The sequence below is a fragment of the Acidaminococcus massiliensis genome (genome assembly GCF_900095825.1).
Taxonomy (GTDB): domain Bacteria; phylum Bacillota; class Negativicutes; order Acidaminococcales; family Acidaminococcaceae; genus Acidaminococcus; species Acidaminococcus massiliensis.
Genome location: NZ_LT608315.1, coordinates 1,556,701 through 1,579,851, shown reverse-complemented (window position 1 = coordinate 1,579,851; position 23,151 = coordinate 1,556,701). Strand labels below are relative to the sequence as shown.

Sequence of the window (23,151 nt, the reverse complement as noted above, 5' to 3'; positions counted from 1 at the left end):
CCAAAGCCGCAGAAACATTTCACGACTCTGTCCTTCCCAGCTTTTGGTTTTTCTGCATCCAAAACCATCTGGCTTGATCAGATGGTCTCTTTTGGCGTGAGACGTGAGACATTAAGCGTGAGGCTTCACTAAGAACTGGCCCGCAGGGCCACTTCTACTTCGAATGTCCGATGCCAGGGCAGCCGGTACCGGTATCGTTCCGGCCGTCCGCCTAGAAGAGGTGCGCCTTCCTGCACCATCTTCTCCGTCACCATTCTTTCCGCCTGTTCCGTCTGGCTGTCCGTGAGTTTCCCGTCCGGCCACTGGCTGGGCCAGATCAGTTCCTTCCGCACTTCCTGGCGGACCCGGCTCTGGTACAGCCAGTCATCCAGGTAGCGCACGGTCAGGAGTGCCTGACGGTCCTGGGGATCCAGATAGGGCCGGAGCATCCCCTGGCCCAAAGCGTACCCCAGGCTGTTGCTGGCGGTATTCCACCCGGCATAGGACCCCAGCTGATACCCCAGGGGTTCCTGGCCGTCCTTTTCTTCCAACAGAGCGCGGACCAGCCCCCGGCTGCTTCCGTTCCCAAAAGCCACATCCGCGATCCCTACATTGGCCCCCCGCTGTACATAGTCCCAGGTCTTTTCCAGGAACCGCTGTCCCCTTTCGTCCAAGGCTTCCCCATTCCGGGGATCATCCGCCCCCAAGGTCACCCCATCTGCCGGAGTATAGATCCCCAGCACCAGATCCGCCCGTTTGTCCCACTGGGCGGGATAGCCGCCGGAAGCCAGCACATGCTGCCGATAGCTGGTCCGGATGGGACTGTCTTCATAGCTAGCTACGGTGGCCGGTCCCTTTCCTTCATTATAGTAAGCATACACCAGGGGCGTCTCTCCCCGGGCTTTATTCAGGGCCCGGTTCAGCAGCACCATCCCCAGTTCATCTGCCCCGGAAAAGCTCCGGAACTTGTACCGGAATGCCGGATCGCTGAATTTTTCCAGTTCCCGGGCATCCCGATGGGCTTCGGAATAGGGGGCGGAATCATCCCGGCCGATCAGGAGATAATCCAGCTTCCCTTTTTCCAGGCCCCGGACAAGGCCCTTCAGCACGAACAGGTTCTTTTTCCGCCGCTCCAACACATCCCGACGGATTTCCAAGGGCAGGTCTTTTTCCAGCCCGGCCAGCTCCTTTTTCTCCTTCCGGACCAGCAGCCCCTGTTCCTGCCGGTCCCGGAGGGCGCCCCACCGGAAGATCTGGGGCCCGTATTGGGCATAATAGGCCGGTTCCGCCGGGGCACTGCTCCATTTGGGCGACCGCATGACGGTGGCAAAGCCATAGACCGGGACTCCGGGATGCCTCTCTTTGAAAGCCAGCAGTCCTTCTGCCCGTTCGGCCAGCACTTGGGGATCCAGCTCATGGGTCCGGGAGGGGACCAAGCCCCCGTAGATCAGGGAATCCAGAGAAACCACCGCCCCGTCCGCTCCCCGGGCTTCCTGTTCCAGCCACTGAGAGAGCTTCACCGGGTCCCCCGTCTGCCGGTCATTGGCCAGATATTCCCCAGGCGGGGTCACCACCTGCACCCCTGCCTTCCGGAAACTGTCCACCGTATAGGCCAGGGAGACCGGCCGGCTGTCCAGGGGAATGAAGAGCAGCTTTTCCGCTGCCGCAGGCGCACAGAGCCCCACCAGCAGCGCCACAGATAGTCCAACACCTTTACACCAGCCCAAAATGCCACCTCTTTTCCTTTGAATAGTGTCATTATACCATAGAGACCGGGACCTGAGGAAACAAATCCCCAAGTCCCGGTCTCTGGAAAAGTCCGGTTTCCCGTCTGATTTTCAGTTCTCTCCAGAGGAGGCCTTCCCTTTCCCCAGACGCAGCGCCAAGAGGATCCCGGTGGTAAGCACCATGCACAGCACGGCCATGGCCATGCCCAGGGAGACGCTGCCCTGTTCGAATTCCCGCAGGATGAAGGTGGAAATCACCAAGGTATCCGGTGGCGCCATGAGGCTGGGAGCCACCAGTTCCCGGGCAGAAATGATGAAGGTCATCATCCAGCCGGCGCCGATTCCCCGGAGGAGCAGGGGAAAAGTGATCTTCCGGAAGATATAGAACCGGCTCCCTCCGAACACCCGGCCAGCTGCCAGCAGGTTCCCGCTGATCTGTCCGTAGGCGCTGGTCACATACTGGACGGTATAGGGCAGGAACAAGGCCGTATACCCTACCACCAGGATGGCCCGGGTGTTGTACAGGGGCAGCACCTCATATAAATCGTTCCAGAACAGCATGAGGCCGATGACCAGGACGATCCCTGGCAGCATTTCCGGCACCAGGCTCAGCCCTTCCAGGATTTTCCCCAGCCGCAGGGGAAGGCTCTGGACCAGGAGTACCGCCGCCGTCCCCAGCACCGCGCAGAGGGTGGCCGCCGCCCCAGCAATGGCAAAGCTGTTGCCGATGGCTTCCAAGGCCCCGTCACTGGTCCCTAGGAGTTCCTGGTAATGCTGGAAGGTGAAATTCCCTGCCGCCAGCCCATATCCCCGGAGTCGGATCAAAGAAGTGGAAATCACGGAAAAATACGGGATCCCCACAGCCAGGAAATAGATCCCTCCCAGGAAGCCCCAGGCTCCGATCCGGCCCAGAGGGCTCAGCTTCTTGAAAGCCTGCCGCTGGCCCTTCCCTCCCACCAGGGCATACTGGTGGTGCCGGGTGATGAAATCCTGCACCAGCCACAAGAGGAGGCAGATCCCCGTGAGGACGGAAGCCAGCACTGCCGCCTTGCCGAAAGAGATGGGGGCGATGGCCGCGTACCGGTGGATATGGGTGGTGAACACGTCGAAGCCGATCCGCCGGCCCAGGGTATAAGGGGTGCCGTATTCGGAAATGGTCTTCACGAATACCAGCAGAGCCCCGATGGCGTAGTTCCCGGTGAGTAGGGGCAGGAAGATCTTCCGCAGCCGCAGGCAAGGCCCGGCCCCATTCACCGCCCCAGCTTCCTCCAGGGAAGGCGGGAGACGGAGCATGGCATTCTTCAGCAGGACCATCAGGAAGGGGAAGATATGGAGGCTCATGACCAGGACCAGTCCCCCCAGGGTGAAGAATGCCGGGATCCCATTGGGAAACACCGGGAAGAGTTGGGCGAACAGTCCCCGTTTCTGCATGAAGAGAATCCATCCCATAGAAGCGATGTAAGGAGGCGTCATAAAAGGGACCAGGAACAGCACATCCAGCCAGCGTTTCCGGGCCAGTTCCGTCCGGGCTAGGAGGTAGGCCGCCGGCACCCCCAGCACCGTGGACCCCAGCACCACCAAAACGCCCAGCACCAAGGAATTGATGATCATCCGTCCGTTCCCCGGTTCTGCCAAGGTTTCCTGGGCATAAGAAAGAGCAAGGCGATCATCGATGACGACCGCCTTTACAAATACATCAGCCAACGGGGCTCCGATCAGCAGGATCAGGACTGCCGCCAGAGCTAAGGACAGCAGCCAACGCCAACGTTTTTCCATGCGCCTGTCACCTGCTTACCGTCTGCACAGTTCGTTCAGCCTGGCTGCCGCTTTGGAAGCCAGAGCCATCATCTTATCCCATTCTGGGGTGATCTGGGGGATATCCGCCAGCTGGGTCCCCTTGGCCTTCACATCGCTCCGGCCTGGCAGCAGATAGGCATCGGCCACCAGTTTCTGGGCTTCATCAGAAAGGAGATAGTCCATGAACTTCTTGGCGTTCTCCCCATGGGGTGCCTTGGCCAGGATCATGGCCGGCCGGGGATTCACGATGGTACCGCTCTTGGGATAATAGATATCCAGAGGTTCTCCCTTTTTCTTGGCCGTATAGGCATTGTAATCCACGCCGGCCACCAGGATTCCTACTTCTCCTGTGGTCACCGCTTCCAGGGCCGCCTTGTTGGCCCCTGGCACCTTCATGCCGTTTTTCGCCATAGCTTCCAGCGCGCTCCAGCCGTATTTGTTCACATAGCCGGCCAGGAAATCCTTGCAGGCCCCGGATTTTTCCGGGTCAGGGATGGCCAGTTTATCCTTATAAGCGGCATCCCCCAGTTCCGCCCAATCCGCATCCAGTTTGGGATACTGCCGGGTGTTGTAGATGACCCCCACCGCCGAGGCACTGTACCCGGTGAGCTGGTGATCCGGATCCTGCCAGCCCTTCACCAGCTTGTCGCTGTTCTGGGGTGCATAGGACAGGAGCCCGCCCTGTTTCTTCAGATTCAGGCCGTCGCTCCAAGAAGCCAGGATCACCACATCCGCTGTGGGATTGTTCTTTTCCGTTTCCAGACGGGCCAGGATCTCCCCAGTGGTACCCTGGAAGGTCTCCACCTTGATGCCTGTCTTTTTCTCGAAGCCCTGGGCCAGTTTCTTCGAAAGGCCTGCCGGGGATGGCATGTACACCGTCACTTTCTTCTCCCCGGAGGAAGCCGGAGCGGCTTTCTTTTCCGTTTGCGTCCCGCAGGCCGTCAGGCTCAGACAGAGACAGGCAGAACAAAGGAGCATTGCTGTTTTTTTCCAATCCATCATGTTTCCTTCCTTTCGTTTCAAAGATGCAGGATATCCTGTTCAGGGACGAACAGTGTCAATTGATCCCCCGTGGGCATAGGGGCCGGGCTCCAGCAGGTCCATTCCTGATCCTGCCATCCCAGCTGCAGCTGCCACACCGGCCCCAGGAACGTGCAGCCCCGGACGGTGGTCCCAAAGGACCGAGCATTTTCTGTCGGTTTCCGCCGGGCTTTTTCTGGTCGGAAAAGGGTGTGGGCATCCAGCCAGTTCCCCTTGCCGATGAACTGGGCCGTAAAGAGGGTGGCAGGATGGTCGTACAGTTCCTGGGGAGTGCCCATCTGTTCCACCCTGCCCCCTTGGAGCACGGCAATGGCATCGCTGATGCACATGGCTTCTTCCTGGTCGTGGGTCACAAAGACCGCCGTGATCCCCAGCTGGGTCACCAGACGCCGGAGCTCCTGCCGCATCTGGATCCGCAGCAGAGCATCCAGGGCAGAAAGAGGCTCGTCGAAAAGGATGCATTCCGGCCGCAGGACGATAGCCCGGGCAAAAGCCACCCGCTGCTGCTGCCCTCCGGAAAGGGCTCCAGGATACCGGTCCCCCAGGTTTTCCAGCTGCACGATGGAAAGGGCCCGTTCCACTTCCTGCTGGAGATGTTCCGTCTTCCCCCTGGCCCGCAGCCCAAAGGCCACGTTTTCAAATACGGTCATATGGGGCCACAGGGCGAAATCCTGGAACACGAACCCCATGTCCCTCTTTTCCGGAGGCACCAGGAGTTTCCGGCGGGAGGAATAGACACAGCGGTCCCCCAGCTGGATCTCGCCCCCGTCGGGCGTCTCCAGTCCGGCCAGCATCCGCAGCAGGGTGGTCTTGCCACAGCCGGAAGGCCCCAGGAGAGTGGTAAGGCTGTGATCCCGGATGCAGAGGGAAATGTCCCGGATCACCGGTTTTCCGTCAAAGGCTTTGCAGAGATTTTCCAGTCTGATTTCCATTCGATTTCTCCCAATCATCATAAAATCGTTTTTATTATAGGAGAATTCTGTCAGTTTTTTGTGATGGTTCTGTAAAAAAGACGTAAAGAAGGAGCTGCTGCATGAGCAACAGCCCCTTTTTCACTTCCCAAACAGTTGATCCAAAAATCCCTGGATGCCGGTGGCTTTGGTCTTAGGAGCCGGCTGTTCCGGCTTAGGTGCCGGGACTTCCGGTTTTTCCATGGCTTTCCGGGTATCTTCGCCCAGCTTCCCTACCTGTTTTTCCAGGCTGGCCAGGCTGTTCTTCAGATTGGTGTCATCATACCGGGTCCCCAAGATATCCCGTTTCATGCTGCGGACTTCCTTTTCCAGCAGCAGCTCCTGGCTGTCCAGGCGCAGATACAGGCCCACGGTAGCCAGCATATTGACGGTCAGCAGGGCAACGACGATTTTCTGGAATCGAGTCATACCGGACCCTCCTTCAAGATTTTCCCCATTGTAGCACGCTGGGGGAAGGAAGACAAGAGGACTGCTGCAGGTGTGGAGACCACTTGCAGCAGCCCTCTCTCACCCCGCAAACTGGCTGTTGTACAGTTCCTTGTAGAACCCGCCCTGGGCCATGAGGCTTTCGTGGGTCCCCTGTTCGATGATCCTGCCGTCTTTCATCACCAAGATCCGGTCTGCATTGCGGATGGTGGAAAGCCGGTGTGCCACGATGAAACTGGTCCGTCCTTCCATGAGCTTAGCAAAGGCGTTCTGGATCTGGATCTCGGTCCGGGTATCGATGCTGGAAGTAGCTTCGTCCAGGATCAGCATGGGCGGCAGGGCCAGCATCACCCGGGTGATGCACAGGAGCTGCTTCTGGCCCTGGCTCAGGCTGTCGTCGTCCACCACCGTATCCAGTCCCTGGGGCAGCCGGCGGATGAATTCCCAGCTGTGGGCTTCCTGGGCGGCCCGGATAATCTCTTCTTCGGTGGCTTCCGGCTTCCCGAAGGCGATGTTCTCCCGGATGGTCCCCTGTTTCAGCCAAGTTTCCTGGAGCACCATCCCATAGGTCCGACGGAGGGAGTGCCGGTCCACTTTTCCAGTATCCTGGCCGTCGATGGCAATGGTCCCCCGGTCCACATCGTAGAACCGCATGAGCAGGTTGATGAAGGTGCTCTTGCCGCAGCCAGTGGGTCCTACGATGGCCGTGGTCTGGCCCGGTTCCACCTGGAAGTTGAAGTCTTCGATGAGGGATCTCTTTTTGTCATAGGAAAAATACACATGGCGGATATCCATCCGGCCTTCCTGGAACACCAGCTTCCGGTCCGGATCCGGGCTCTGGGGCGTTTCTTCGATCAAGGCGAACACTCGGGCAGCACAGGCCATGGCATTCTGGAGCTCGGTAACCACGGAGCTGATATCCGTAAAAGGCTTCATATACTGGTTGGCGTAGTACAGCAGCACGGTGAGCCCTCCTACGGTAAGGCCTCCGGCCAGGATCTCCCAGCACCCCACCAGAGCCACCAAAGCATAGATGGCGTTGTTCACCGCCCGGGTAGAAGGATTGGTGAGGGAGCTGTAGAACAGGGCTCCCTGGGTGGCCTGCTGCAGGTCTCCGTTGAGGGACCGGAACTGGTCCGAAGAGCGTTCTTCATGGCAGAAGGCCTTCACCACTTTTTCGTTGCCGATGGTTTCGTTGATGAGAGCCGTCTGCCTCCCCCGGATGGCGGTCTGGTCCTGGAACAGCTTGTAAGACCGGCTGGCGATGAATTTGGCCACCAGGAAGCTGAGCGGAGTCAGGACGATGACCATCAGGGAAATGGTCCGGTGGGTGGAAAACATGAAATACAGGGTAAGCAAAATGGTCACCAGGCCGGAAAACAGCTGGGTGAATCCCAGGAGCAGCCCGTCAGAGATCTGGTCCACATCGGCGATCACCCGCTGGACCAGGTCTCCGGTGCTGTGGCTGTCCAAAAAGGACAGGGGCAGCTGCTGGATCCGGCGGATGGCCCGGCTCCGGATATCCCGGACAGTATTGAAGGCCAGCTTGTTGTTGATGAGATTCATGGCCCAAGTGGCCAGGCTGGACAGGATCACCAGGAAAATGATCTGGGAGGCATAATGGCCCACCAGGGCGAAATCCACCTGTCCCGGCCCTGCGATCCCGTCGATGGCCCGGCCGAACAGGATGGGCACATAGAGCTGGAGGGCTACGGAAGCCCCGGCCAGCACCAGGCTCCCTATCAGGAGCAGACGATAGGCATCGATGACCTTCCAGACTTTTTTCAAGGTTTCCCAGCTGGAATTATTCTGCTTCATTCAGGCTTCCTCCTTTCCTTGGCGGAGTTCTTCCGCCCGCCGGCCGGGATACTGGGAATCGAAGATTTCCTGGTACACCGGGCAAGTCTCCAGCAGCTGGAGGTGGGTTCCCTGGCCTACCAGTTTCCCATCGTCCAGCACCAGGATCAAATCTGCCTGCCGGACGCTGCTGGTCCGCTGGGATACGATGAATACGGTCATTTCCCCTTCCAGGGCCTTGATGGCCTGGCGGAGACGGAGGTCGGTGGCAAAATCCAGGGCGCTGGCAGAATCATCCAGGATCAGGATCTCCGGGCGTTTCACCAGGGCACGGGCAATGGTCAGCCGCTGTTTCTGACCTCCGGACAGGTTCCGTCCCCCCTGTTCCACCAGGGCGTCCAGCTGGCCTTCCTTCCCCAGCACCACATCTTTGGCCTGGGCAGTTTCCAGGGCCTGCCAGAGTTCTTCATCGGTGGCATCGGCCTTGCCCCAGCGCAGGTTGTCCCGGATGGTGCCTTCAAAGAGCACGGTCTTCTGGGGCACCAGGGCGATCTTTTCCAGGAGACGACCTGCCGGGTACTCCCGCACATCCCGGCCGTCCACTTCCACACTGCCCCGGGTCACATCATAGAAACGAGGAATCAGGTCCACCAGGGTGGTCTTGCCGCTGCCGGTGCCCCCGATGATCCCTACGGTACTGCTCTTGGGAATGGCAAAATCCAAATCTGTGACGGCTTCGGCACCTCCGGCATAGCCAAAGGATACATGATGGAAAGCCACGGCCGGTCCCCCGCTCACCGGTTGAAGGGGTCCGTAAGCAGCGGGACTGGTCAGGGAGCTTTTCACCTCCAGGATACCCTGGATACGGCTTGCACAGGCTGCCGATTTATTCAGCGTGATCACCATACTGCCCAGCTTCACCAGTTCGATGATCATCTGGGCCATATAGTTGTAAAGAGCTACCACATCCCCTTGGGCCATGGCACCCATTTCTACCCGGAGGGCTCCCTGGCGGATCAGGATCACCGTGGCCAGGTTCACCAATAGGTAGGTCCCCGGGGTCATCAAGGCGGACCAGCGGCCTACATGGAGATTCTTCCGGGTCAGGTCCGCGTTCCGGCTGTCGAATTCTTCCACCTCTGTTTTTTCCTGGCAAAAAGCCCGGATCACCCGGACCCCGGTGAGGTTTTCCCGGGTGGTCTGGAGCAGCCGATCCAGGGCTTCCTGGACCCGTTTGAACAAGGGAATGCTCCGGCCCATGACCCCCAGCACCACAACAAGGAGCAAAGGAATAGAAATGGCGAACACCAGGGCGCTGGGCACATCGATGAAGAAGGCCATGACCATGGACCCGAACACGATGAAAGGACTCCGGAGCAGCAGCCGCAGGGCCAGGTTCAGGCCCGTCTGGACCTGCGTTACGTCACTGGTGAGCCGGGTGATCAGGGTATCGGTGCCCAGGGTATCCAGTTCCCTGTAGGACAGCCCCTGGATGTGGTCGAACAGGGCCTGCCGGAGCCGGGTCACCACCCCCACGCTGCCCCGGGCGGCAAAATACTGGGCAGTGAAAGAAAAACCCATGCCCAAGACCATAAGCCCCATGAGCATCAGGAAGCAGCGGAACAGGAAGCCTTTGTCGCTGCTGGCCAGTCCCTGGTTGATCATGGCGGCGATCATCAGAGGCACGGCCAGGTCCATCAGGGCTTCCAGCAGTTTGAACACAGGGGCCAGGAAGCAGTCCCAGCCATATCCCCGAAAATAGGGAAGGAATTTTTTCATGATACGCACCTCATTTTTTGGACTGCCTTTATCTTACCACCAGGATTGCTATATAATAGATATTGAATCTATTGAGAATCATATATTTTCTATATAGGAGGATGGAATATGAATCTGGAACAACTGAACTGTCTCATTGCCGTGGTGGAAGAAGGCTCCATCTCTGCCGGGGCCCGGCGCCTGAACCTGACCCAGCCCCCGGTCTCCCTCCAGCTCCAGCGGCTGGAAGCCCAGTGCGGGGTCCGTCTCCTGGAACGGGGCAGCCGGAAGATCCGGCTCACCGAGGCCGGCCAGAGCCTCTATGACACCGCCAAACGGATCCAGAGCCTGACCCTGGCCGCCCAGGAGGACATGAAGAATTTCCAGCTGGGAAAGAAGGGAAGCCTCCACCTGGGGATGATTTCTTCCGGGACCGGGGAGCATTTTTTCCGGGGCGTCCGGTATTTCATCCAGCGGTATCCGGAGATTTCCTTCCAGCTCTACGAGGGGAACACCTACCAGCTGCTGGATGCCTTGGAAAAAGAGACCATCGATCTGGCGGTGATCCGGACGCCCTTCTCCCATTCCCGGGTGGACCGGAAAGTCCTCTGCCAGGAAAGTTTCTGCGCCGTGGGAGTCCGGGAACTGTTCCCCTCCTCCCTGCCGGACGCCCTTACCTTAGAAGCCCTCCAAAGTCTGGCCCTTTTGGGCTACCGCCGCTGGGAGCGGATCATCCAGGAAACCTGCCGGAAACGGGATTTCTCCCTGTATTTCCGCTGCCTGGCAGACGATGCCCGGAGCTGTCTCCAGTGGGCCCAGGCGGGGCTGGGAATCGCCCTGGTGCCGGAATCGGTGGTCTCTCTGAGCCATGGGCTCACAGCGGTGCCGGTGGAAGAAGCTGCTCTGGCCAGCCAAGTCTGCCTGGTGCGCAAAAAAGGGCGGCCTCTCCACGAGACCGCCCGTCTGTTCTGGACGAACTATTGAACTGTTATTTCTTGTGGGCTTCCACTTTCTCATCGAACATGAACTGCAGGTTCAGCCAGGCTGCTGCACTGATTTCCGTAGCTTCCTCCAGTTTGCTGGCCAGTTCCAGATCCACCGGGATGGCCCCTTCCAGCAGCTCTTGGACCGTTTCCACCGGCTTCCCCAGCTTATGGGCAAACTGGGCCGGCGTCATCTCCCATTCGGTAAGCAGGTCTTCCAGATAGGAACCTGGATGGAAAGCCGTTCCGTCTTCATAAACGATGGTGTTGGGCATGACACGGACCTCAGAATGCCGGAACGATGGCGCCCTTGTATTTCTCTTCGATGAATTTCTTCACTTCTGGGCTGTTCAGGGCTTTCATCAGTTTCTGGATTTCCGGACGGTTTTCGTCCCCTTTGCGGACGGCGACAATGTTGGCGTAAGGAGAATCTTTGGCTTCGATGAACAGAGCATCTTTGGTGGGATTCAGCTTGGCTTCCATGGCGAAGTTGGAGTTGATCACGGCTAGATCCACATCATCCAAGGTCCGGGGCAGCATGGCAGCTTCTGCTTCGGTGATCTGGAGGTTCTTGGGGTTCTCCACGATGTCGTTGGCGGTGGCCAGCACCCCCACTCCTTCTTTCAGCTTCAGGAGACCGGCCTTTTCCAGGATGGCCAGGGCACGGCCGCCATTGGTGGGATCGTTGGGGATGGCCACTTTCGCACCCTCAGGCACGGCTTTGATGTCTTTGATTTTCCGGGAATACACTCCCATGGGTTCGATGTGTACCTTGCCCATGGAAACCAGGGACAGGTTCCGATCCTTGCAGAACTTTTCCAGATACGGCAGATGCTGGAAGAAGTTGGCGTCGATTTCTTTGTCGCTGAGGCTCAGGTTGGGTTTCACATAATCGGTGAATTCCACCACCTGGAGATCCACCCCATCCTTGGCCAGGATCGGTTTCACTTTTTCCAGTATCTCGGCATGGGGAACCGGTGATGCCCCCACCTTCAGGACCACTTTCTTGTCTCCCCCTGCAGGCTTGCTGCCCGTGGAGCTTCCGCAGCCCCCGGCGATGCCGGCCAAGGCCAGGAGCCCCGCCAGGACTAGTGCCAATTTTTTCATCATTTTTTCCTCCCTTTCTGCTTTCTCAGCTGTCAACCGATCTTTCCGCCCAGCGGAAAAATCACGCATTCCAATTCCGTTCCACCCGTTCTGCAGCTTCTTTCCGGATTTCTTCCGGGTCCCGCTTGATCCGGGCGATGCCCTGTTCCATAGCCACTTTGGCTACGGCAGCAGCAATGGCGGGGACGATCCGCCGGTCAAAGGCACCGGGCACCACATAGTCTTCCCGCAGTTCATCGTCCGGGATCAGACCGGTGATGGCTTTCACCGCAGCCACTTTCATCTCTTCCGTGATGGCAGAAGCCCGGACATCCAGGGCACCCCGGAACACCCCCGGGAACACACACACATTGTTCACCTGGTTAGGGGCATCGCTCCGGCCCGTCCCGGCTACGGCCGCTCCAGCAGCCTTGGCTTCTTCATAGGTGGTCTCCGGCACCGGGTTGGCCAGGGCGAATACGATGGCATCCTGATTCATGCTTTGGATGACTTCCTTGGTGAACAGCCAGGGAGCAGAAACCCCCAGGAGCACATCGGCCCCTTTCACGGCCCCTTTCAGATCGCCCTGGTAATGGCGCTGGTTGGTGACGCTGGCCAAGTATGCGGTGGCCATGTCCATTTCACCCGGACGGCCTTCATAGACAGCCCCATGGACATCGATCATGGTCAGGTCTTTGACCCCCAAGCGCACCAGCAGCTTTCCGATGGCGGAACCGGCAGCCCCGCAGCCGTTCACCACCACTTTCACCTTGCTGATGTCCTTCTTCACATACCGAAGGGCCCCCAGGATGGCTGCGCAGGCGATGATGGCTGTGCCGTGCTGGTCGTCGTGGAAGACGGGGATCTTGCACCGTTTGATCAATTCCGCTTCCACCGCATAGCATTTGGGGGAAGAGATGTCTTCCAGGTTGATGCCTCCGAAAGAGGGCTGGAGTTTTTCCACGATGTTGACGAATTCTTCCGGATCTTTGGCATCGATACAGATGGGCACAGAATCCACGTCACCGAATTTCTTATACAGCACAGCCTTCCCTTCCATGACGGGCATGGCGGCTTCCGGACCGATGTCCCCCAGGCCCAGGACCCGGGTGCCGTCGCTGATTACGGCCACCATATTGCCTCGCCAAGTGTATTCGAAGGAAAGATCCGGATTCTCCTTGATCTTCCGGCAGGGTTCAGCCACCCCGGGGGTATAAGCCAAGGACAGGTCATGGCCGTTTTCCAAAGGTACCTTGCAGCGCACCTCCAGCTTTCCGTGGTTCTTGGCATGGAGTTCCAGTGCCTCTTTGTTCAGTTCTTCCGTATTTGCCATTTCTCTCGGCTCCTTTCAACTTGCAGTGTCCAGCAAACTCTTTTCATCCTCTCACTGCCTGCACTTCAAATACCGGTTTTTTCCCTGCCTCCAGGGTCAGGATGCCGAAACTGGGCACCCCGTTCCGGGGCCGGCTGGGACTTCCTGGATTGATCAAGAGGATCCCGTCTTCTTCCCGGTTCACCGGCACATGGATGTGGCCGAAGATTACCACATCCGCCTTCTTTTCTTCTCCCCAATACAGCAGCTGGCTCCAGTCATTGTACCGGACATACCGGTGGCCGTGGGTCATGGCCAAGGTGAAGCCCAGCTGTTTCGTCACCAGTTCTGCCGGTGCCCGGTCCGCATAGCTGTCGCAGTTGCCGCAGACCGCATAGACTGGGATCCCCGTGGCTTCTTCGATGTACGGGGCATCCTGGCTGTAATCTCCGGCGTGGAGCCACAGGTCCACTTCCCCGGCCTGATCCAGGACAGCTTCCAGGGCATGGAGGTCCCCATGAGTATCGCTGACCACGCCGATTTTCATTTGTTCATCCTTTTCCATTGGTTCACCAGCTTCCGGATGGCTTTGGCCCGGTGGCTGATGCCATTCTTTTCTTCCAAGGTGGCCTCGCCCAGGGGTTTGTGGAGTTCCGTGGACCAGAAAAGGGGATCATACCCGAATCCATTGGTCCCATGGGGCTCATGGAGCAGGATCCCGTCACAGATCCCGGCACTTTCTGCCAGGATCCGCCCTTCCGGATTGGCCATGGCCAAGGCGCAGAAGAACCGGCAGTTCCTCCGGACCTGCATCTTCATATTGGCCAGGAGCAGATCATTGTTCTCTTCATCTGTCGCCTTTTCTCCCGCATAGCGGGCGGACCGGACACCAGGGGCTCCCTTCAGGCTCAGCACCTCCAGCCCGGAATCGTCGGCCAGGCAGATCTTTCCCAGGGCCTTGGCATAATACCGGGCTTTCAGCCGGGCATTGGCCGCAAAGGTCCGTCCCGTCTCTTCCGGTTCCGGCAGAGGCGGATAATCGCTGAGGCAGGTAAAGGTGATGCCGAGTTCATCCATCAGCGACTTGAATTCCTCTACTTTGCCCAGATTGTGGGTTGCGATTACAACTTCCAACATCAATTTCACCTACCTTTTCTACAACTGTTATTGTAACTGTTGTGAGGGGATAAATCCAGAGGGAAAAAGTTCTATTTGATAAAAAAAGCTGTTGCCTGCGCAACAGCTTTTTAAGTCGGGAGTCAGAAGTCTGAAGTCGGAAGCCTCAGGACAGAACCTGGCTTGAAGGCCAGTTTCTTTTGATTGTATAAAACCGTAGGGGCCGCAGGCCCGGCGGCCCGCTCTATGCACGGACTATCGATAATTCAGCGGGCTGCCCGGCGTGCAGCCTCTACGGTTCCGGTTTACACATTTAAAAATTTGCCCGCAAATTTATCATTGGGCTCCAGACTTCCGACTCCTGACTACATTGATTAAGCAGCAATGCTGCTTAATCAATGTAATTCTTGATCACACAAATCGGCGTCTTCTGGCTGTCATTGCCGAAGGGGTTGTCGATGAGGATCTTTTCCACCAGGCGGGGATCCACCCCTTTGGTGCAGCCCAGGCAGCAGGACCGTTTCAGGTCGTTCACGTCCGCCACGGCGGCGCCGAAACAGCCCAACCCTTCCTTGATGCTTTCAGACACCCGCACCGGATTCTTGGGGCCCAGGACGATGTGCTTATCATAGGGAGGCATGGTACCGGTGATGTCATCGATGAGCCGGGCCTGTTCTCCGCCCAGCTGGTAGAACACCCCATTCTTGCCCAAGCATTTGGCAAAGAAGCCCACCACCACCGCAAAGAGCACTTTCAAGGTACCGGATTCGTTGAGGAGGCTCTGCATGGCGGACCAGTTCCCGATGCTCCCCACCCCAGGGAAGAGCTGGCTCAGGACCTTGGCCGCAAAGGAAATCTTCAGGGTTTCCGGACGGATGGCCCGGTTCTGGGTGATGGCCACCACACTTTCTGCTACACAGACCACGTCCCGGGGACCGATCTTGTCGCCGCCGAATTCCCGTACCGCATCTACGATATTGTCATGGACGGTGAGGATCCGGGTCGGAATGGGAATGATTTCATATTTCTCAGCCATTGTAGGCACCCCCTGCCAATTTTTTCAGTTCATCCGCGAAGACGGTGAAGAAATATTTCCGCACATAATGGGCTTTCCGGCCCACCCCGCAGACGAAGATGGCCGCATCCATATCCACCATCCGGTTCAGGATTTCCCGCATGTCCTTGCCGTTCCGGGCCCGGAGGGTCAAGGTGACGATCAGCGTCCATTCGGACCATTCCTTCAGCACCAGGGCTTCGAAATAATGGTCATTCCGGCGCCGGTCGCTTTTTTCCACATTGCCGGTGCACCAGGCATCGGGGAACTGTTCCTGGGGCAGATAGGGACGGACGAAGCAATCGGTCACTGCAGCACTTTCCGGGCTCTTGTTCCGGAGAGGCACCTCAAAAGACATCACAGCCTTGTCATGGTCCAGATACTCCAGTTTCAGCGGGGTCTTTTCTTCCACCACCACGCGGGTTGCATCGGTGGGCTTCAGGGCGGCGTAGACGATCATCACCAAAAGGCCCAGGACGCACAGCCCCAGAATCAGTAAAATCACATTGATCATGCTTGGATCTCCCTTTCTTGTGCAGCCAGCTGCTGCAGTTTTTCATAATACTCGGATGTCAGCCGTTCCACTTTCCCCTCCAGGTTCACAAAGGCATTCTTGGAACTGCCTTCGGCCAGCAGGGCTCCATCCGCCTTCCGGAGGACCCGGTAGCTGAACCGGATCATGGCCCGGCTGCAGGCCGTCAGTGTGGTCTGGATCTCATACACATCATCGAACCGGGCGGACTGGCGGTATTTGCATTGGACTTCGACGATCGGGACCATATAGCCAGCTTCCCGCAGCTGATTCAGGTCGATGCCTGCCTGCCGGAAATAGGCCACACGCCCCATTTCGAACCAGCGCAGATAATTGGTATGATGGACCACGGCCATCAAATCAGTTTCTGAAAAGCGCACACGATCTGTGATACTAACCACGGCATAACCTCTTTTCTCCCTCATGGAAAATCATTTCTCCATGGATTGACAACTTATTTATTATACCACTTTTTCCCTGGTCCAGTTGACTGAAAAAACCACCAGGGCAACAAAAAACCTCATACCCCGCTGACGCGAACTATGAGGCAAGTTTTAAATGGTACGCCCGAGTGGAATCGAACCACCGCACACGGCTCCGGAGGCCGTTGCTCTATCCACTGAGCTACGGGCGTGTTTACCGAACGAATGTTATTATAGCAGAGTGTCCCAAAAGATGCAAGGTCTTTTTTATTTTTTTTCAGGTTCCGTGAAATTCACCTGGAATCCGTTCACGGTAAAGGACCGGCGGATACCCTGGATCACGGGTTCCGGGGCATTGAAAGTGCCGTCTCCCGGCCGGACGCTGCCCCGTCTATAGACCATCGTGCCCTGGGCGGGAGCGGCAGGCTGGGGCTTGAAACCAGTGCTGGAAGAAGGTCCTGTTTTCAAGTCGGGATCCAAACCTGCCCGGGCGGCAGCTGCACAGGCATCAAACACACTGGCGTCCTTCTTCCCGGGACCTCCGTACATGACGTCGAATTGGCTGCGGACAGCGCCGATCCGTTCCATGTTGGCAGCAAAATCCTCCAGAGAGATGTTCAGATCGATTTTGTCATTCCCCAGGAACTCATCTCCGGTAAAGAGGATCTTCCGGGATGGATCCAGGACCATCAGCCCCCCCAAGGTGTGGTTGGCATGGGGCAAGGTCAGGATATCCAGTTCCCGGTTCCCTAGATCCATTTTGTATCCGTTTTGGACGGTGATCACCGGATAGTCCCGGGGGAAAGTGATGCCCTGGAAGCTGGCATACGGGATGGTAGCGTACTCCACGCTTTCGGGAGTCATGAAGGCGGCATCGAAGTAGGCATCATTGGCCGTATGGTCGAAATGGTAGTGGGTATTGATCACGTACTGCACCGGTTTGGCAGTGAGGGTCTGGGCGTACTGGCGGATGTTCCCGGCTCCGTAGCCGCAGTCGATCATCACCGCCAGGCTGTCTCCTTCCAGCAGGTAGCAGTAGTCCCCGTCGCTGCGGATCTGCCAGGTGCCAGGGGCTATTTGGGCGGAAGCGAACCAGGGCTGATCCATGGGCACAGTGGTACCATCCGGATTCTGGATCAGCACATTGTGTTTGGAGGAAAAGTCGATGGTCCGGACTGGCTTCCAGATATGGGTCACGTCCAGGCGGGTGACCCCGTCCGCCAGATCCCGGCTGCTGCCGGCAGACACCCGTTCCGTCAGGACCCGGGGCGTATGGACTTTCGGTTCATGGCCCAGGAGCTTGGTCAGGGCCTCATGGGCCGGAGCATACCCAGCAGCATCGGCTTTGGCATACCAGGTTTTGGCTTTTGCCGGGTCTCTGGGCTCCCCCACCCCCTGTTCCGCCAGTCTCCCCAGGGCGGTCATGGCCGGGGCTGCGATGATGTCTCCCCGCTGGGCCGACTGCCGGTAGTACTTGTGGGCCAGAGCCAGATCCTGAGGAACGCCGTTTCCTTTTTCATAGCATCGGGCCAATAGATAAGCCCCGGTGATGTCCCCCTTAGCAGCGGCTTTCCGATACCATTCCACCGCTTCCTGGAGATCCTGGGCCACCCCCAGTCCTTTTTCGTAACAAAGGCCGATGTACCGGGGAGCTTTGCCGTGTCCTCTGGCCGCAGCCTGCCGGAACAGGGACAGAGCCTGGGTATAGTCACCCTGCTGATAGGCCTGGATGCCCGCATCCAGGAGCAGTTTGAGGGCCACACTGTGCCACCGGCCTTCCTGATGGAAATGGGGAGCCGCATAGGATTGGGCCCCTGCCGGAGTCTGGAACACAAAAGGACTGGCAGCACTCAGGGCCAGGATCAGGGATTTCTGCAGACAGTTCATGGACGTGCTTCCTTCTTTCTCTAAGGCTTGGGCGGATAAAGAAAAAGACGCAATGCTCCCGCACTGCGTCGATTTTGCTGTTTCACCAGCCGGCTCCAACCATAGCCCTTATTTTCTTTACTCATATATCCTACCAGATACCTAGGAGCGTGTCAACGAGAAAAGTCTGCAGATCAGTCCAGTGCCCTTCCATAGAGGATCTTATCCCGATCCTGATAGACATCAAAGACGATTTTTTCCAGAGCGGAAGCCGGGTGATTTTTCAGATACTCCCGGACAGCCCCCACCGCCACCGGTGCTGCTGCTTCCGGCGGATAACCGAAGACACCGGTAGAAATGCAGCAGAAAGCAATGCTGCGGAGCCCTGCGGCATCAGCCATTTCCAGGCAGGACCGATAGCATGAAGCCAGCAGCTGCCGGTCCCGTTCTGTGACTTTTCCCTGGACGATGGGACCCACCGTATGGAGCACATACCGGGCCGGCAGATTGTATCCCTTGGTAATCTTGGCCCGTCCTGTAGGCTCTGGGCAGCCCTGTTCCTCCATCAGCTCCCAGCAGGCATACCGGAGCTGGACCCCGGCCATGGTCTGTATCAGGTTGTCGATGCAGTTGTGGTTGGGCCGGAAGCAACCTAAAAGCTGGCTGTTGGCGGCATTCACGATGGCATCGGCCTGGAGCCGGGTGATATCTCCCTGCCACAGGAACAACCGGGGATCCACCGGAGAGGGTTCCAGATCATCCAAGGCAATGATGCCTTTTTCCCGGGTCATTTCCTGAAGGAAAGCATCCTGGACTTCCAGGAATTCCCGGGAAGCCTTCCGGGGCGGCCGCAGATTGCACAGCCCCCGGAACAGCTGCCACTGTCTTTCCGGATCTTCCGGCAAAGGGATCCCGGCATAGTCCGGCATTTCCTTCTGGAGCTGCCGTATCAGCCAAATCCGCCGTTCTTCCTGTTCCATGGTCATGCCTCCTTCCTTTCCGTGAGTTTTTCCAGTACCTCCGCAATATCCCCGTCCAGGCACAGGCTCCGGCCACGGATTTCGTCCGGGCAGAAAACAGCGCCTCGGTTGATGCACACATAAAAGCTCTGGGGATTGTCCCCGGTCCGCTGCCAGAAGGGATATTTGATGATCACCGGGGTATTCATCCCCACACCCAGTTCCAGATACAGGATCTTCTTATCCTGGAACTTCTGGAGGAACCGGTGATACTGCCCAGCCGCCCAGTGCCACCCGGCATCTTCCACAAAAGTATCGTCACAGCGCAGGTTCATCACCAAGGGAGAACCGTCATCCGGTGCCTTGGGCACCAGTGCGGCAGGGATGGCTTTCCGGATATGCCCATCAGATGGCACCTGGTACCGGCCGTCCCGGTCTTTCACGAACCCCTGGGCTTCCAGCATCCGGTACACCATTTCTTCGTTGTCCCAGGTTTCCTTTTTCCGTCCGGGCCGCTCTTTCTGGAAGAGCCCATAATCCCCCTGGGTGTAGAACAGGCGTTTTTTGTCGAACCCGGCCCGCTGGAACTGGTGGTCCACATTGGTAGTGAGGACAAAGTATTCCTTTCCATGGACCAGGTCCAGCAGCTGGGGATACACCGGAAGAGGCGCATCCACATACCTGTTCAAGTAAATCTGCCGGCTCCACCAGGCCCAGTAGATTTCCCGGCTGGGAAAGGGATAGAAACCGCCGGAATACATATCCCGGATGCCATAGGCCTGTTCAAAATCGAAGAACCACTGGTGAAACCGTTTGCCGGAATAGGTGAACCCTGCTGCCGTAGACAGCCCGGCTCCTGCACCAACAAGGATGGCTTCCGCCTGGGAGATTTTTTCTTCCAGCAGGGCAATGTTTTCGTCCGTAATATTTCCCGTCATTCCCATCCCTCCTTTAAGGACAACTCCCGTGGCAGGGTTACCCCCGCACCACGGAGATCCGCTGCTGGATGTGGTTCCCTTTTTCGATTTCATCCACCAGAGCGATGGCGTAATCAGCGTAGGAGATGATGGATTCGCCTTTGGGGTTCACCGTAAGTTCTTCCCCTGCCAGGATATATTTCCCGGTCCGTTCCCCATCCGCCTGGAAATCAGCAGCCGGGCTGATGAAGGTCCAACGGACATCCGTTCTTTCCCGCAGCTCTTCCAGCGCCTTTCCCTGGGCCAGAGCCAGCGGCTTGAAGGCATCCGGGAAGTCCGGGCTGTCCACCAGCTGGGTCTTGTGTTCTTTATCCAGGTACAGGGATCCGGCACCCCCTACCACCACCAGACGTACCTCCGTCCCGGAAAGCACATCGCAGAGATGCTTCAGGGTAATGGAATGGCCGGGCAGAGCTTCCGGAGCCCAGGCCCCGAAGGCGTCCACCACCGCATCGAAACCGGCCAGGTCTTCCCGGGTCAGATCCAGGATGTCTTTCCGGATGTAGTTTTGGGCAGCCGTATCATTTTCGGCATGGCGGCCAAAAGCCACCACTTCATCTCCCCGGTCCAGGGCTTCGGCAATCACTTTTTTGGCAACACGGCCATTGGCAGCAACAACAGCAATCTTTTTCATTTGAATTTCTCCTTTCAGAAGGGGGTAACCCTTCCAACCAGTTTGTTTTATTATTGTAATATTTTTTATTACTTCTTACATGATGTATAGTACATCATCTTGGTTTTGTTGTCAATAGTTTTGTTACATCATTTATTATTTTTTTTCTGCTGGATTTGTAGTACCATTAGGAAATGAGACAAAAGGGCGCTGCAACAGCCCTCAGAAAGGAAAAGACAACCATGGATCAGGAACTTATATCTCAACAGGACTGGGCACAGATCATTGCGCTGCGCCATACCCTCCATGCCCATCCGGAATTGTCTGGACAAGAAAGAGAGACAAAAAAACGCCTGATGGATTTCATCAGGCTGCATACGAATCTGAAAGTCGTGGACCAGGGGGACTGGTTCTATGCACTGTATGAACCGGCTGTGGAGAAGGGAAAGCCCCCCATCGGCTTCCGGGCAGATATGGATGCCCTGCCTCTGCCGGAAACCCTTGCTCTATCCTATGGTTCGAAAAAAGAGAAAGTTGCCCATAAATGCGGCCACGACGGCCATTCCGCTGTATTGGCAGCCCTTTCTCTGCTCCTGGAAAAGGACCGTAAGATCCGGCGGCCGGTGTATCTCATTTTCCAATCAGCAGAAGAAATCGGCAAAGGAGGAAAACCCTGTGCAGATTTCGTCCAACAGGCAGGACTGGACGAAGTCTATGCTTTCCACAATCTCAGCGGCTATCCGGAAAACGCGGTGATGGTCCGGGATGGCCTCACCCAGTGCGCTTCCAAGGGGCTGATCATCCGCTTCCTGGGAAAAGAGACCCATGCCGGTGCCCCGGAAAACGGCAGGAACCCAGCTCTGGCCCTGGCCCAGATGACGCTATTTGCCGGCCAGCTGGAAAAGGAAGCCTGTAAAGCCCCCTTCTTTACCTTGCTCACCATCGTAGGGATCAATCTGGGAGGCCGCAATTTCGGCATTTCCCCGGGAGATGGAGAGATTTCCCTCACCCTGCGGGCGGACCGGGAAGAAGACCTGGCAGAAGTGGAAAACCGTCTCCGGGAGGAAGCCCTCCGTCTGGGGAAGCAATCCGGCCTCGCTCTTTCTTTTGCCGAATCCGACCCCTTTCCGGCCACGGTCAATACACCCCGATGTGCGGAACGGGTCCGCAGGGCTGCCCGCAGCCTAGGCCTGGAATTGGCTCCCATGGAACAGCCCTGGCGGCCTTCGGAAGATTTCGGCTGGTACCTGAAAGTCTGCCCCGGTGCCATGTTTTACGTGGGCAACGGAAAAGACTGGCCCACTCCCCACCGTCCGGAATATGATTTCAACGACAGGATCCTCCGGACCCCGGTTTCCCTGTTCCTGAAACTGGCAGAGGAGTGAACCGCTCGATCCAAGCCTCCATTCAGCCCCTGGGAATAGAAGAAGCCAGAACCGGCCCTTGCGGTCCTCTCAGAAGTCAGACGTCAGCTTTGTTCGGTGCAGATGCAGTTGCCCTGCTTCCGCTTAACAAGCTGACGTCTTTCTTCTTCCCCTGACAAAGCGGATGGGTGCCTATTCCATGGATTTCTTCCCAGGGCGCAAGAAAGGCCCAGATGCGCGAAAGCGGGAGATTTGGATTGTGGCATAGTACATAGACGTACATGCCGCGATCCAAATCTCCCGCTGACAAAGCAGGTGGGACCTTATTGTGCCCTGGGGTTATGCGTTAGCCCTCTTATTGCCTAGTCCTGGTTCGGATTCCAACTGCTCCCCGAGTATTCCAAAGGATGGGCGTGACTGAAGGAGGCGCCGCAGCTGGGGCAGCCGGTCTCTCCGCAGTCGCTGCAGTACAGGGCGCCGCAGTTGCCGCATTCAAAGAGCACCGGGCTCTTTTCTTCTCCATTTTCGTTTTCACAGTAGCCGCAGGTGTTGCTGTTGCTGCCCGCTTCTTGTTCCAGAGACACTTCCACCTGATGATCCAGTTCTTCCTGGTTGGGCGCTTTTTCCGCATATTCCGGGAAAACGATGGAGTTTTCCTTGAAGATATGGACGAACACATCATTGACGAATGCTTCCAACAGCTGATAAGTCCGTTTGAAGGTGGCGCAGGCATCGGCCGGCACGGTGAAATGATCCGTCAGGGCTTCGATTTCCTTGATGATGTCCCCGGCGGCAGAATGATCTTTTTCCAGGTTCTGGATCAGGGTGAGGACTTCCAGGTTGGGCTGGGGATAGGTCCGCATCAGCGGGAACACCATCCGTTCTTCCCGGGCAAAATGTTCTTCTAGTCCAGTTTTCAGAGTACCGTAGAGATGATGGAGACGGGTGAGCAGTTCCCCGTGGTGGACGAAATGGACCAAGAGGATCTTGTTCAGGTCCGTTTCGATTTCTGCCATGTATTTCCGTTCATCCACATGGTGGGTGGCTTCCAGATCCTGGAGCATATCCGGAATGGAAAGCTTCTTGAAACGGTCCAGGGATTCCTGCTGGCTGCCGGTTTTGGCGCTGTGGGCAGCAATGAAAGCATTCAGGTCCGCCACCACTTTTTCCGCATCCAAGTCCGTATCCTTCACCGCTTCTTCCAGAGGGATCCCCCCGCCGCAGCAGTAATCCAAGTGAAGCTCATTGAAAAAGGGGATGGTCTGGGGATAATCCCGGACAACTTCGGCCAGCGTATTTTTCACAGTGATCATGGAACATTCCTCCCAATTTGTTTGGTATTTCTTTGATGGTTTAAGTATAGTAGATTGG

General features: G+C 57.3%; 22 protein-coding genes and 1 tRNA gene. 2 read left to right on the top strand and 21 right to left on the bottom strand.

Annotated elements, in window-relative coordinates:
- Positions 1 to 128: 128 nt before the first annotated feature.
- The 7 genes from BQ2657_RS07750 to BQ2657_RS07720 all read right to left on the bottom strand — a co-directional run bounded on the left by BQ2657_RS07750 (position 129) and on the right by BQ2657_RS07720 (position 9,517).
- Positions 129 to 1,706 carry a DUF4127 family protein gene (locus BQ2657_RS07750; protein WP_075580106.1) on the bottom strand — a complete coding sequence of 526 codons (1,578 nt, stop codon included), beginning with the start codon at positions 1,704 to 1,706 and terminating at the stop codon, positions 129 to 131.
- Between the two features lie 111 nt (positions 1,707 to 1,817).
- Positions 1,818 to 3,482, bottom strand: a complete 1,665-nt coding sequence (locus BQ2657_RS07745) for an ABC transporter permease (protein ID WP_075580105.1) — start codon at positions 3,480 to 3,482, stop codon at positions 1,818 to 1,820.
- 15 nt (positions 3,483 to 3,497) lie between these two features.
- Positions 3,498 to 4,505, bottom strand: coding sequence for an ABC transporter substrate-binding protein (locus BQ2657_RS07740; protein ID WP_075580104.1), 1,008 nt, complete (start codon positions 4,503 to 4,505; stop codon positions 3,498 to 3,500).
- 17 nt (positions 4,506 to 4,522) lie between these two features.
- Positions 4,523 to 5,476 carry an ABC transporter ATP-binding protein gene (locus BQ2657_RS07735; RefSeq protein ID WP_075580103.1) on the bottom strand — a complete coding sequence of 318 codons (954 nt, stop codon included), beginning with the start codon at positions 5,474 to 5,476 and terminating at the stop codon, positions 4,523 to 4,525.
- A 120-nt stretch (positions 5,477 to 5,596) separates the two neighbouring features.
- Positions 5,597 to 5,923: a hypothetical protein gene (locus BQ2657_RS07730; protein ID WP_075580102.1), complete on the bottom strand. Its 327-nt coding sequence runs from the start codon at positions 5,921 to 5,923 to the stop codon at positions 5,597 to 5,599.
- A gap of 99 nt (positions 5,924 to 6,022) precedes the next feature.
- Positions 6,023 to 7,759 carry an ABC transporter ATP-binding protein gene (locus tag BQ2657_RS07725; RefSeq protein WP_075580101.1) on the bottom strand — a complete coding sequence of 579 codons (1,737 nt, stop codon included), beginning with the start codon at positions 7,757 to 7,759 and terminating at the stop codon, positions 6,023 to 6,025.
- Complete coding sequence (locus tag BQ2657_RS07720) at positions 7,760 to 9,517, bottom strand: ABC transporter ATP-binding protein (protein ID WP_075580100.1); 1,758 nt, start codon at positions 9,515 to 9,517, stop codon at positions 7,760 to 7,762.
- Between the two features lie 108 nt (positions 9,518 to 9,625).
- Between BQ2657_RS07720 and BQ2657_RS07715 the strand changes: the two genes are divergently transcribed.
- The gene (locus BQ2657_RS07715) at positions 9,626 to 10,480 is read left to right on the top strand and encodes a LysR family transcriptional regulator (protein WP_075580099.1); all 855 of its coding nucleotides are present in this window, start codon (positions 9,626 to 9,628) and stop codon (positions 10,478 to 10,480) included.
- Positions 10,481 to 10,484: 4 nt separating this feature from the next.
- Here the strand turns inward: BQ2657_RS07715 and BQ2657_RS07710 are convergent, their stop codons facing one another.
- The 13 genes from BQ2657_RS07710 to BQ2657_RS07650 all read right to left on the bottom strand — a co-directional run bounded on the left by BQ2657_RS07710 (position 10,485) and on the right by BQ2657_RS07650 (position 20,437).
- The gene (locus tag BQ2657_RS07710) at positions 10,485 to 10,754 is read right to left on the bottom strand and encodes a helix-turn-helix transcriptional regulator (RefSeq protein ID WP_075580098.1); all 270 of its coding nucleotides are present in this window, start codon (positions 10,752 to 10,754) and stop codon (positions 10,485 to 10,487) included.
- A gap of 10 nt (positions 10,755 to 10,764) precedes the next feature.
- Complete coding sequence (locus tag BQ2657_RS07705) at positions 10,765 to 11,586, bottom strand: MetQ/NlpA family ABC transporter substrate-binding protein (RefSeq protein WP_075581025.1); 822 nt, start codon at positions 11,584 to 11,586, stop codon at positions 10,765 to 10,767.
- Between the two features lie 61 nt (positions 11,587 to 11,647).
- A complete protein-coding gene (locus tag BQ2657_RS07700; protein ID WP_075580097.1) occupies positions 11,648 to 12,898 on the bottom strand; it encodes an NAD(P)-dependent malic enzyme in 1,251 nt (416 codons plus the stop codon).
- Between the two features lie 43 nt (positions 12,899 to 12,941).
- Positions 12,942 to 13,442 carry a metallophosphoesterase gene (locus BQ2657_RS07695; protein ID WP_232709035.1) on the bottom strand — a complete coding sequence of 167 codons (501 nt, stop codon included), beginning with the start codon at positions 13,440 to 13,442 and terminating at the stop codon, positions 12,942 to 12,944.
- A complete protein-coding gene (gene rdgB, locus BQ2657_RS07690; protein ID WP_075580095.1) occupies positions 13,421 to 14,014 on the bottom strand; it encodes an RdgB/HAM1 family non-canonical purine NTP pyrophosphatase in 594 nt (197 codons plus the stop codon). The genes BQ2657_RS07695 and rdgB overlap by 22 nt, the downstream gene beginning before the upstream one ends.
- A gap of 370 nt (positions 14,015 to 14,384) precedes the next feature.
- A complete protein-coding gene (locus BQ2657_RS07685) occupies positions 14,385 to 15,029 on the bottom strand; it encodes a coenzyme F420-0:L-glutamate ligase (RefSeq protein ID WP_075580094.1) in 645 nt (214 codons plus the stop codon).
- On the bottom strand, positions 15,022 to 15,561 hold the full coding sequence (locus BQ2657_RS07680; RefSeq protein WP_075580093.1) for a hypothetical protein: 540 nt from the start codon (positions 15,559 to 15,561) through the stop codon (positions 15,022 to 15,024). The genes BQ2657_RS07685 and BQ2657_RS07680 overlap by 8 nt, the downstream gene beginning before the upstream one ends.
- The gene (locus tag BQ2657_RS07675; protein WP_075581024.1) at positions 15,558 to 15,980 is read right to left on the bottom strand and encodes an acyl-CoA thioesterase; all 423 of its coding nucleotides are present in this window, start codon (positions 15,978 to 15,980) and stop codon (positions 15,558 to 15,560) included. The genes BQ2657_RS07680 and BQ2657_RS07675 overlap by 4 nt, the downstream gene beginning before the upstream one ends.
- Before the next feature lie 158 nt (positions 15,981 to 16,138).
- Positions 16,139 to 16,213: transfer RNA gene (locus BQ2657_RS07670), tRNA-Arg, on the bottom strand.
- 55 nt (positions 16,214 to 16,268) lie between these two features.
- Entirely contained in the window at positions 16,269 to 17,888 is a 1,620-nt protein-coding gene (locus BQ2657_RS07665) for an MBL fold metallo-hydrolase (RefSeq protein ID WP_075580092.1), read from the bottom strand.
- A gap of 173 nt (positions 17,889 to 18,061) precedes the next feature.
- The gene (locus BQ2657_RS07660) at positions 18,062 to 18,847 is read right to left on the bottom strand and encodes a protein-ADP-ribose hydrolase (protein WP_075580091.1); all 786 of its coding nucleotides are present in this window, start codon (positions 18,845 to 18,847) and stop codon (positions 18,062 to 18,064) included.
- 2 nt (positions 18,848 to 18,849) lie between these two features.
- The gene (locus BQ2657_RS07655; RefSeq protein WP_075580090.1) at positions 18,850 to 19,764 is read right to left on the bottom strand and encodes an SIR2 family NAD-dependent protein deacylase; all 915 of its coding nucleotides are present in this window, start codon (positions 19,762 to 19,764) and stop codon (positions 18,850 to 18,852) included.
- 37 nt (positions 19,765 to 19,801) lie between these two features.
- Positions 19,802 to 20,437, bottom strand: a complete 636-nt coding sequence (locus BQ2657_RS07650) for an NAD(P)-dependent oxidoreductase (RefSeq protein ID WP_075580089.1) — start codon at positions 20,435 to 20,437, stop codon at positions 19,802 to 19,804.
- 221 nt (positions 20,438 to 20,658) lie between these two features.
- Between BQ2657_RS07650 and BQ2657_RS07645 the strand changes: the two genes are divergently transcribed.
- Positions 20,659 to 21,801, top strand: coding sequence for a M20 metallopeptidase family protein (locus BQ2657_RS07645; RefSeq protein WP_075580088.1), 1,143 nt, complete (start codon positions 20,659 to 20,661; stop codon positions 21,799 to 21,801).
- Positions 21,802 to 22,142: 341 nt separating this feature from the next.
- Here BQ2657_RS07645 and BQ2657_RS07640 read toward each other — a convergent pair whose 3' ends face one another.
- Complete coding sequence (locus tag BQ2657_RS07640; protein WP_075580087.1) at positions 22,143 to 23,093, bottom strand: DUF542 domain-containing protein; 951 nt, start codon at positions 23,091 to 23,093, stop codon at positions 22,143 to 22,145.
- Positions 23,094 to 23,151: the final 58 nt, after the last annotated feature.

What these genes read in the sequence shown, in the direction of transcription:
- rdgB (WP_075580095.1), bottom strand. Translation starts at nt 14,014, where the DNA reads ATGTTGGAAGTTGTAATCGCAACCCACAATCTGGGCAAAGTAGAGGAA.
- BQ2657_RS07655 (WP_075580090.1), bottom strand. Translation starts at nt 19,764, where the DNA reads ATGACGGGAAATATTACGGACGAAAACATTGCCCTGCTGGAAGAAAAA.
- BQ2657_RS07710 (WP_075580098.1), bottom strand. Translation starts at nt 10,754, where the DNA reads ATGCCCAACACCATCGTTTATGAAGACGGAACGGCTTTCCATCCAGGT.
- BQ2657_RS07730 (WP_075580102.1), bottom strand. Translation starts at nt 5,923, where the DNA reads ATGACTCGATTCCAGAAAATCGTCGTTGCCCTGCTGACCGTCAATATG.
- BQ2657_RS07680 (WP_075580093.1), bottom strand. Translation starts at nt 15,561, where the DNA reads ATGATCAATGTGATTTTACTGATTCTGGGGCTGTGCGTCCTGGGCCTT.
- BQ2657_RS07700 (WP_075580097.1), bottom strand. Translation starts at nt 12,898, where the DNA reads ATGGCAAATACGGAAGAACTGAACAAAGAGGCACTGGAACTCCATGCC.
- BQ2657_RS07685 (WP_075580094.1), bottom strand. Translation starts at nt 15,029, where the DNA reads ATGGCTGAGAAATATGAAATCATTCCCATTCCGACCCGGATCCTCACC.
- BQ2657_RS07640 (WP_075580087.1), bottom strand. Translation starts at nt 23,093, where the DNA reads ATGATCACTGTGAAAAATACGCTGGCCGAAGTTGTCCGGGATTATCCC.
- BQ2657_RS07665 (WP_075580092.1), bottom strand. Translation starts at nt 17,888, where the DNA reads ATGAACTGTCTGCAGAAATCCCTGATCCTGGCCCTGAGTGCTGCCAGT.
- BQ2657_RS07715 (WP_075580099.1), top strand. Translation starts at nt 9,626, where the DNA reads ATGAATCTGGAACAACTGAACTGTCTCATTGCCGTGGTGGAAGAAGGC.
- BQ2657_RS07740 (WP_075580104.1), bottom strand. Translation starts at nt 4,505, where the DNA reads ATGATGGATTGGAAAAAAACAGCAATGCTCCTTTGTTCTGCCTGTCTC.
- BQ2657_RS07725 (WP_075580101.1), bottom strand. Translation starts at nt 7,759, where the DNA reads ATGAAGCAGAATAATTCCAGCTGGGAAACCTTGAAAAAAGTCTGGAAG.
- BQ2657_RS07695 (WP_232709035.1), bottom strand. Translation starts at nt 13,442, where the DNA reads ATGGAAAAGGATGAACAAATGAAAATCGGCGTGGTCAGCGATACTCAT.
- BQ2657_RS07645 (WP_075580088.1), top strand. Translation starts at nt 20,659, where the DNA reads ATGGATCAGGAACTTATATCTCAACAGGACTGGGCACAGATCATTGCG.
- BQ2657_RS07660 (WP_075580091.1), bottom strand. Translation starts at nt 18,847, where the DNA reads ATGGAACAGGAAGAACGGCGGATTTGGCTGATACGGCAGCTCCAGAAG.
- BQ2657_RS07745 (WP_075580105.1), bottom strand. Translation starts at nt 3,482, where the DNA reads ATGGAAAAACGTTGGCGTTGGCTGCTGTCCTTAGCTCTGGCGGCAGTC.
- BQ2657_RS07720 (WP_075580100.1), bottom strand. Translation starts at nt 9,517, where the DNA reads ATGAAAAAATTCCTTCCCTATTTTCGGGGATATGGCTGGGACTGCTTC.
- BQ2657_RS07735 (WP_075580103.1), bottom strand. Translation starts at nt 5,476, where the DNA reads ATGGAAATCAGACTGGAAAATCTCTGCAAAGCCTTTGACGGAAAACCG.
- BQ2657_RS07650 (WP_075580089.1), bottom strand. Translation starts at nt 20,437, where the DNA reads ATGAAAAAGATTGCTGTTGTTGCTGCCAATGGCCGTGTTGCCAAAAAA.
- BQ2657_RS07705 (WP_075581025.1), bottom strand. Translation starts at nt 11,586, where the DNA reads ATGAAAAAATTGGCACTAGTCCTGGCGGGGCTCCTGGCCTTGGCCGGC.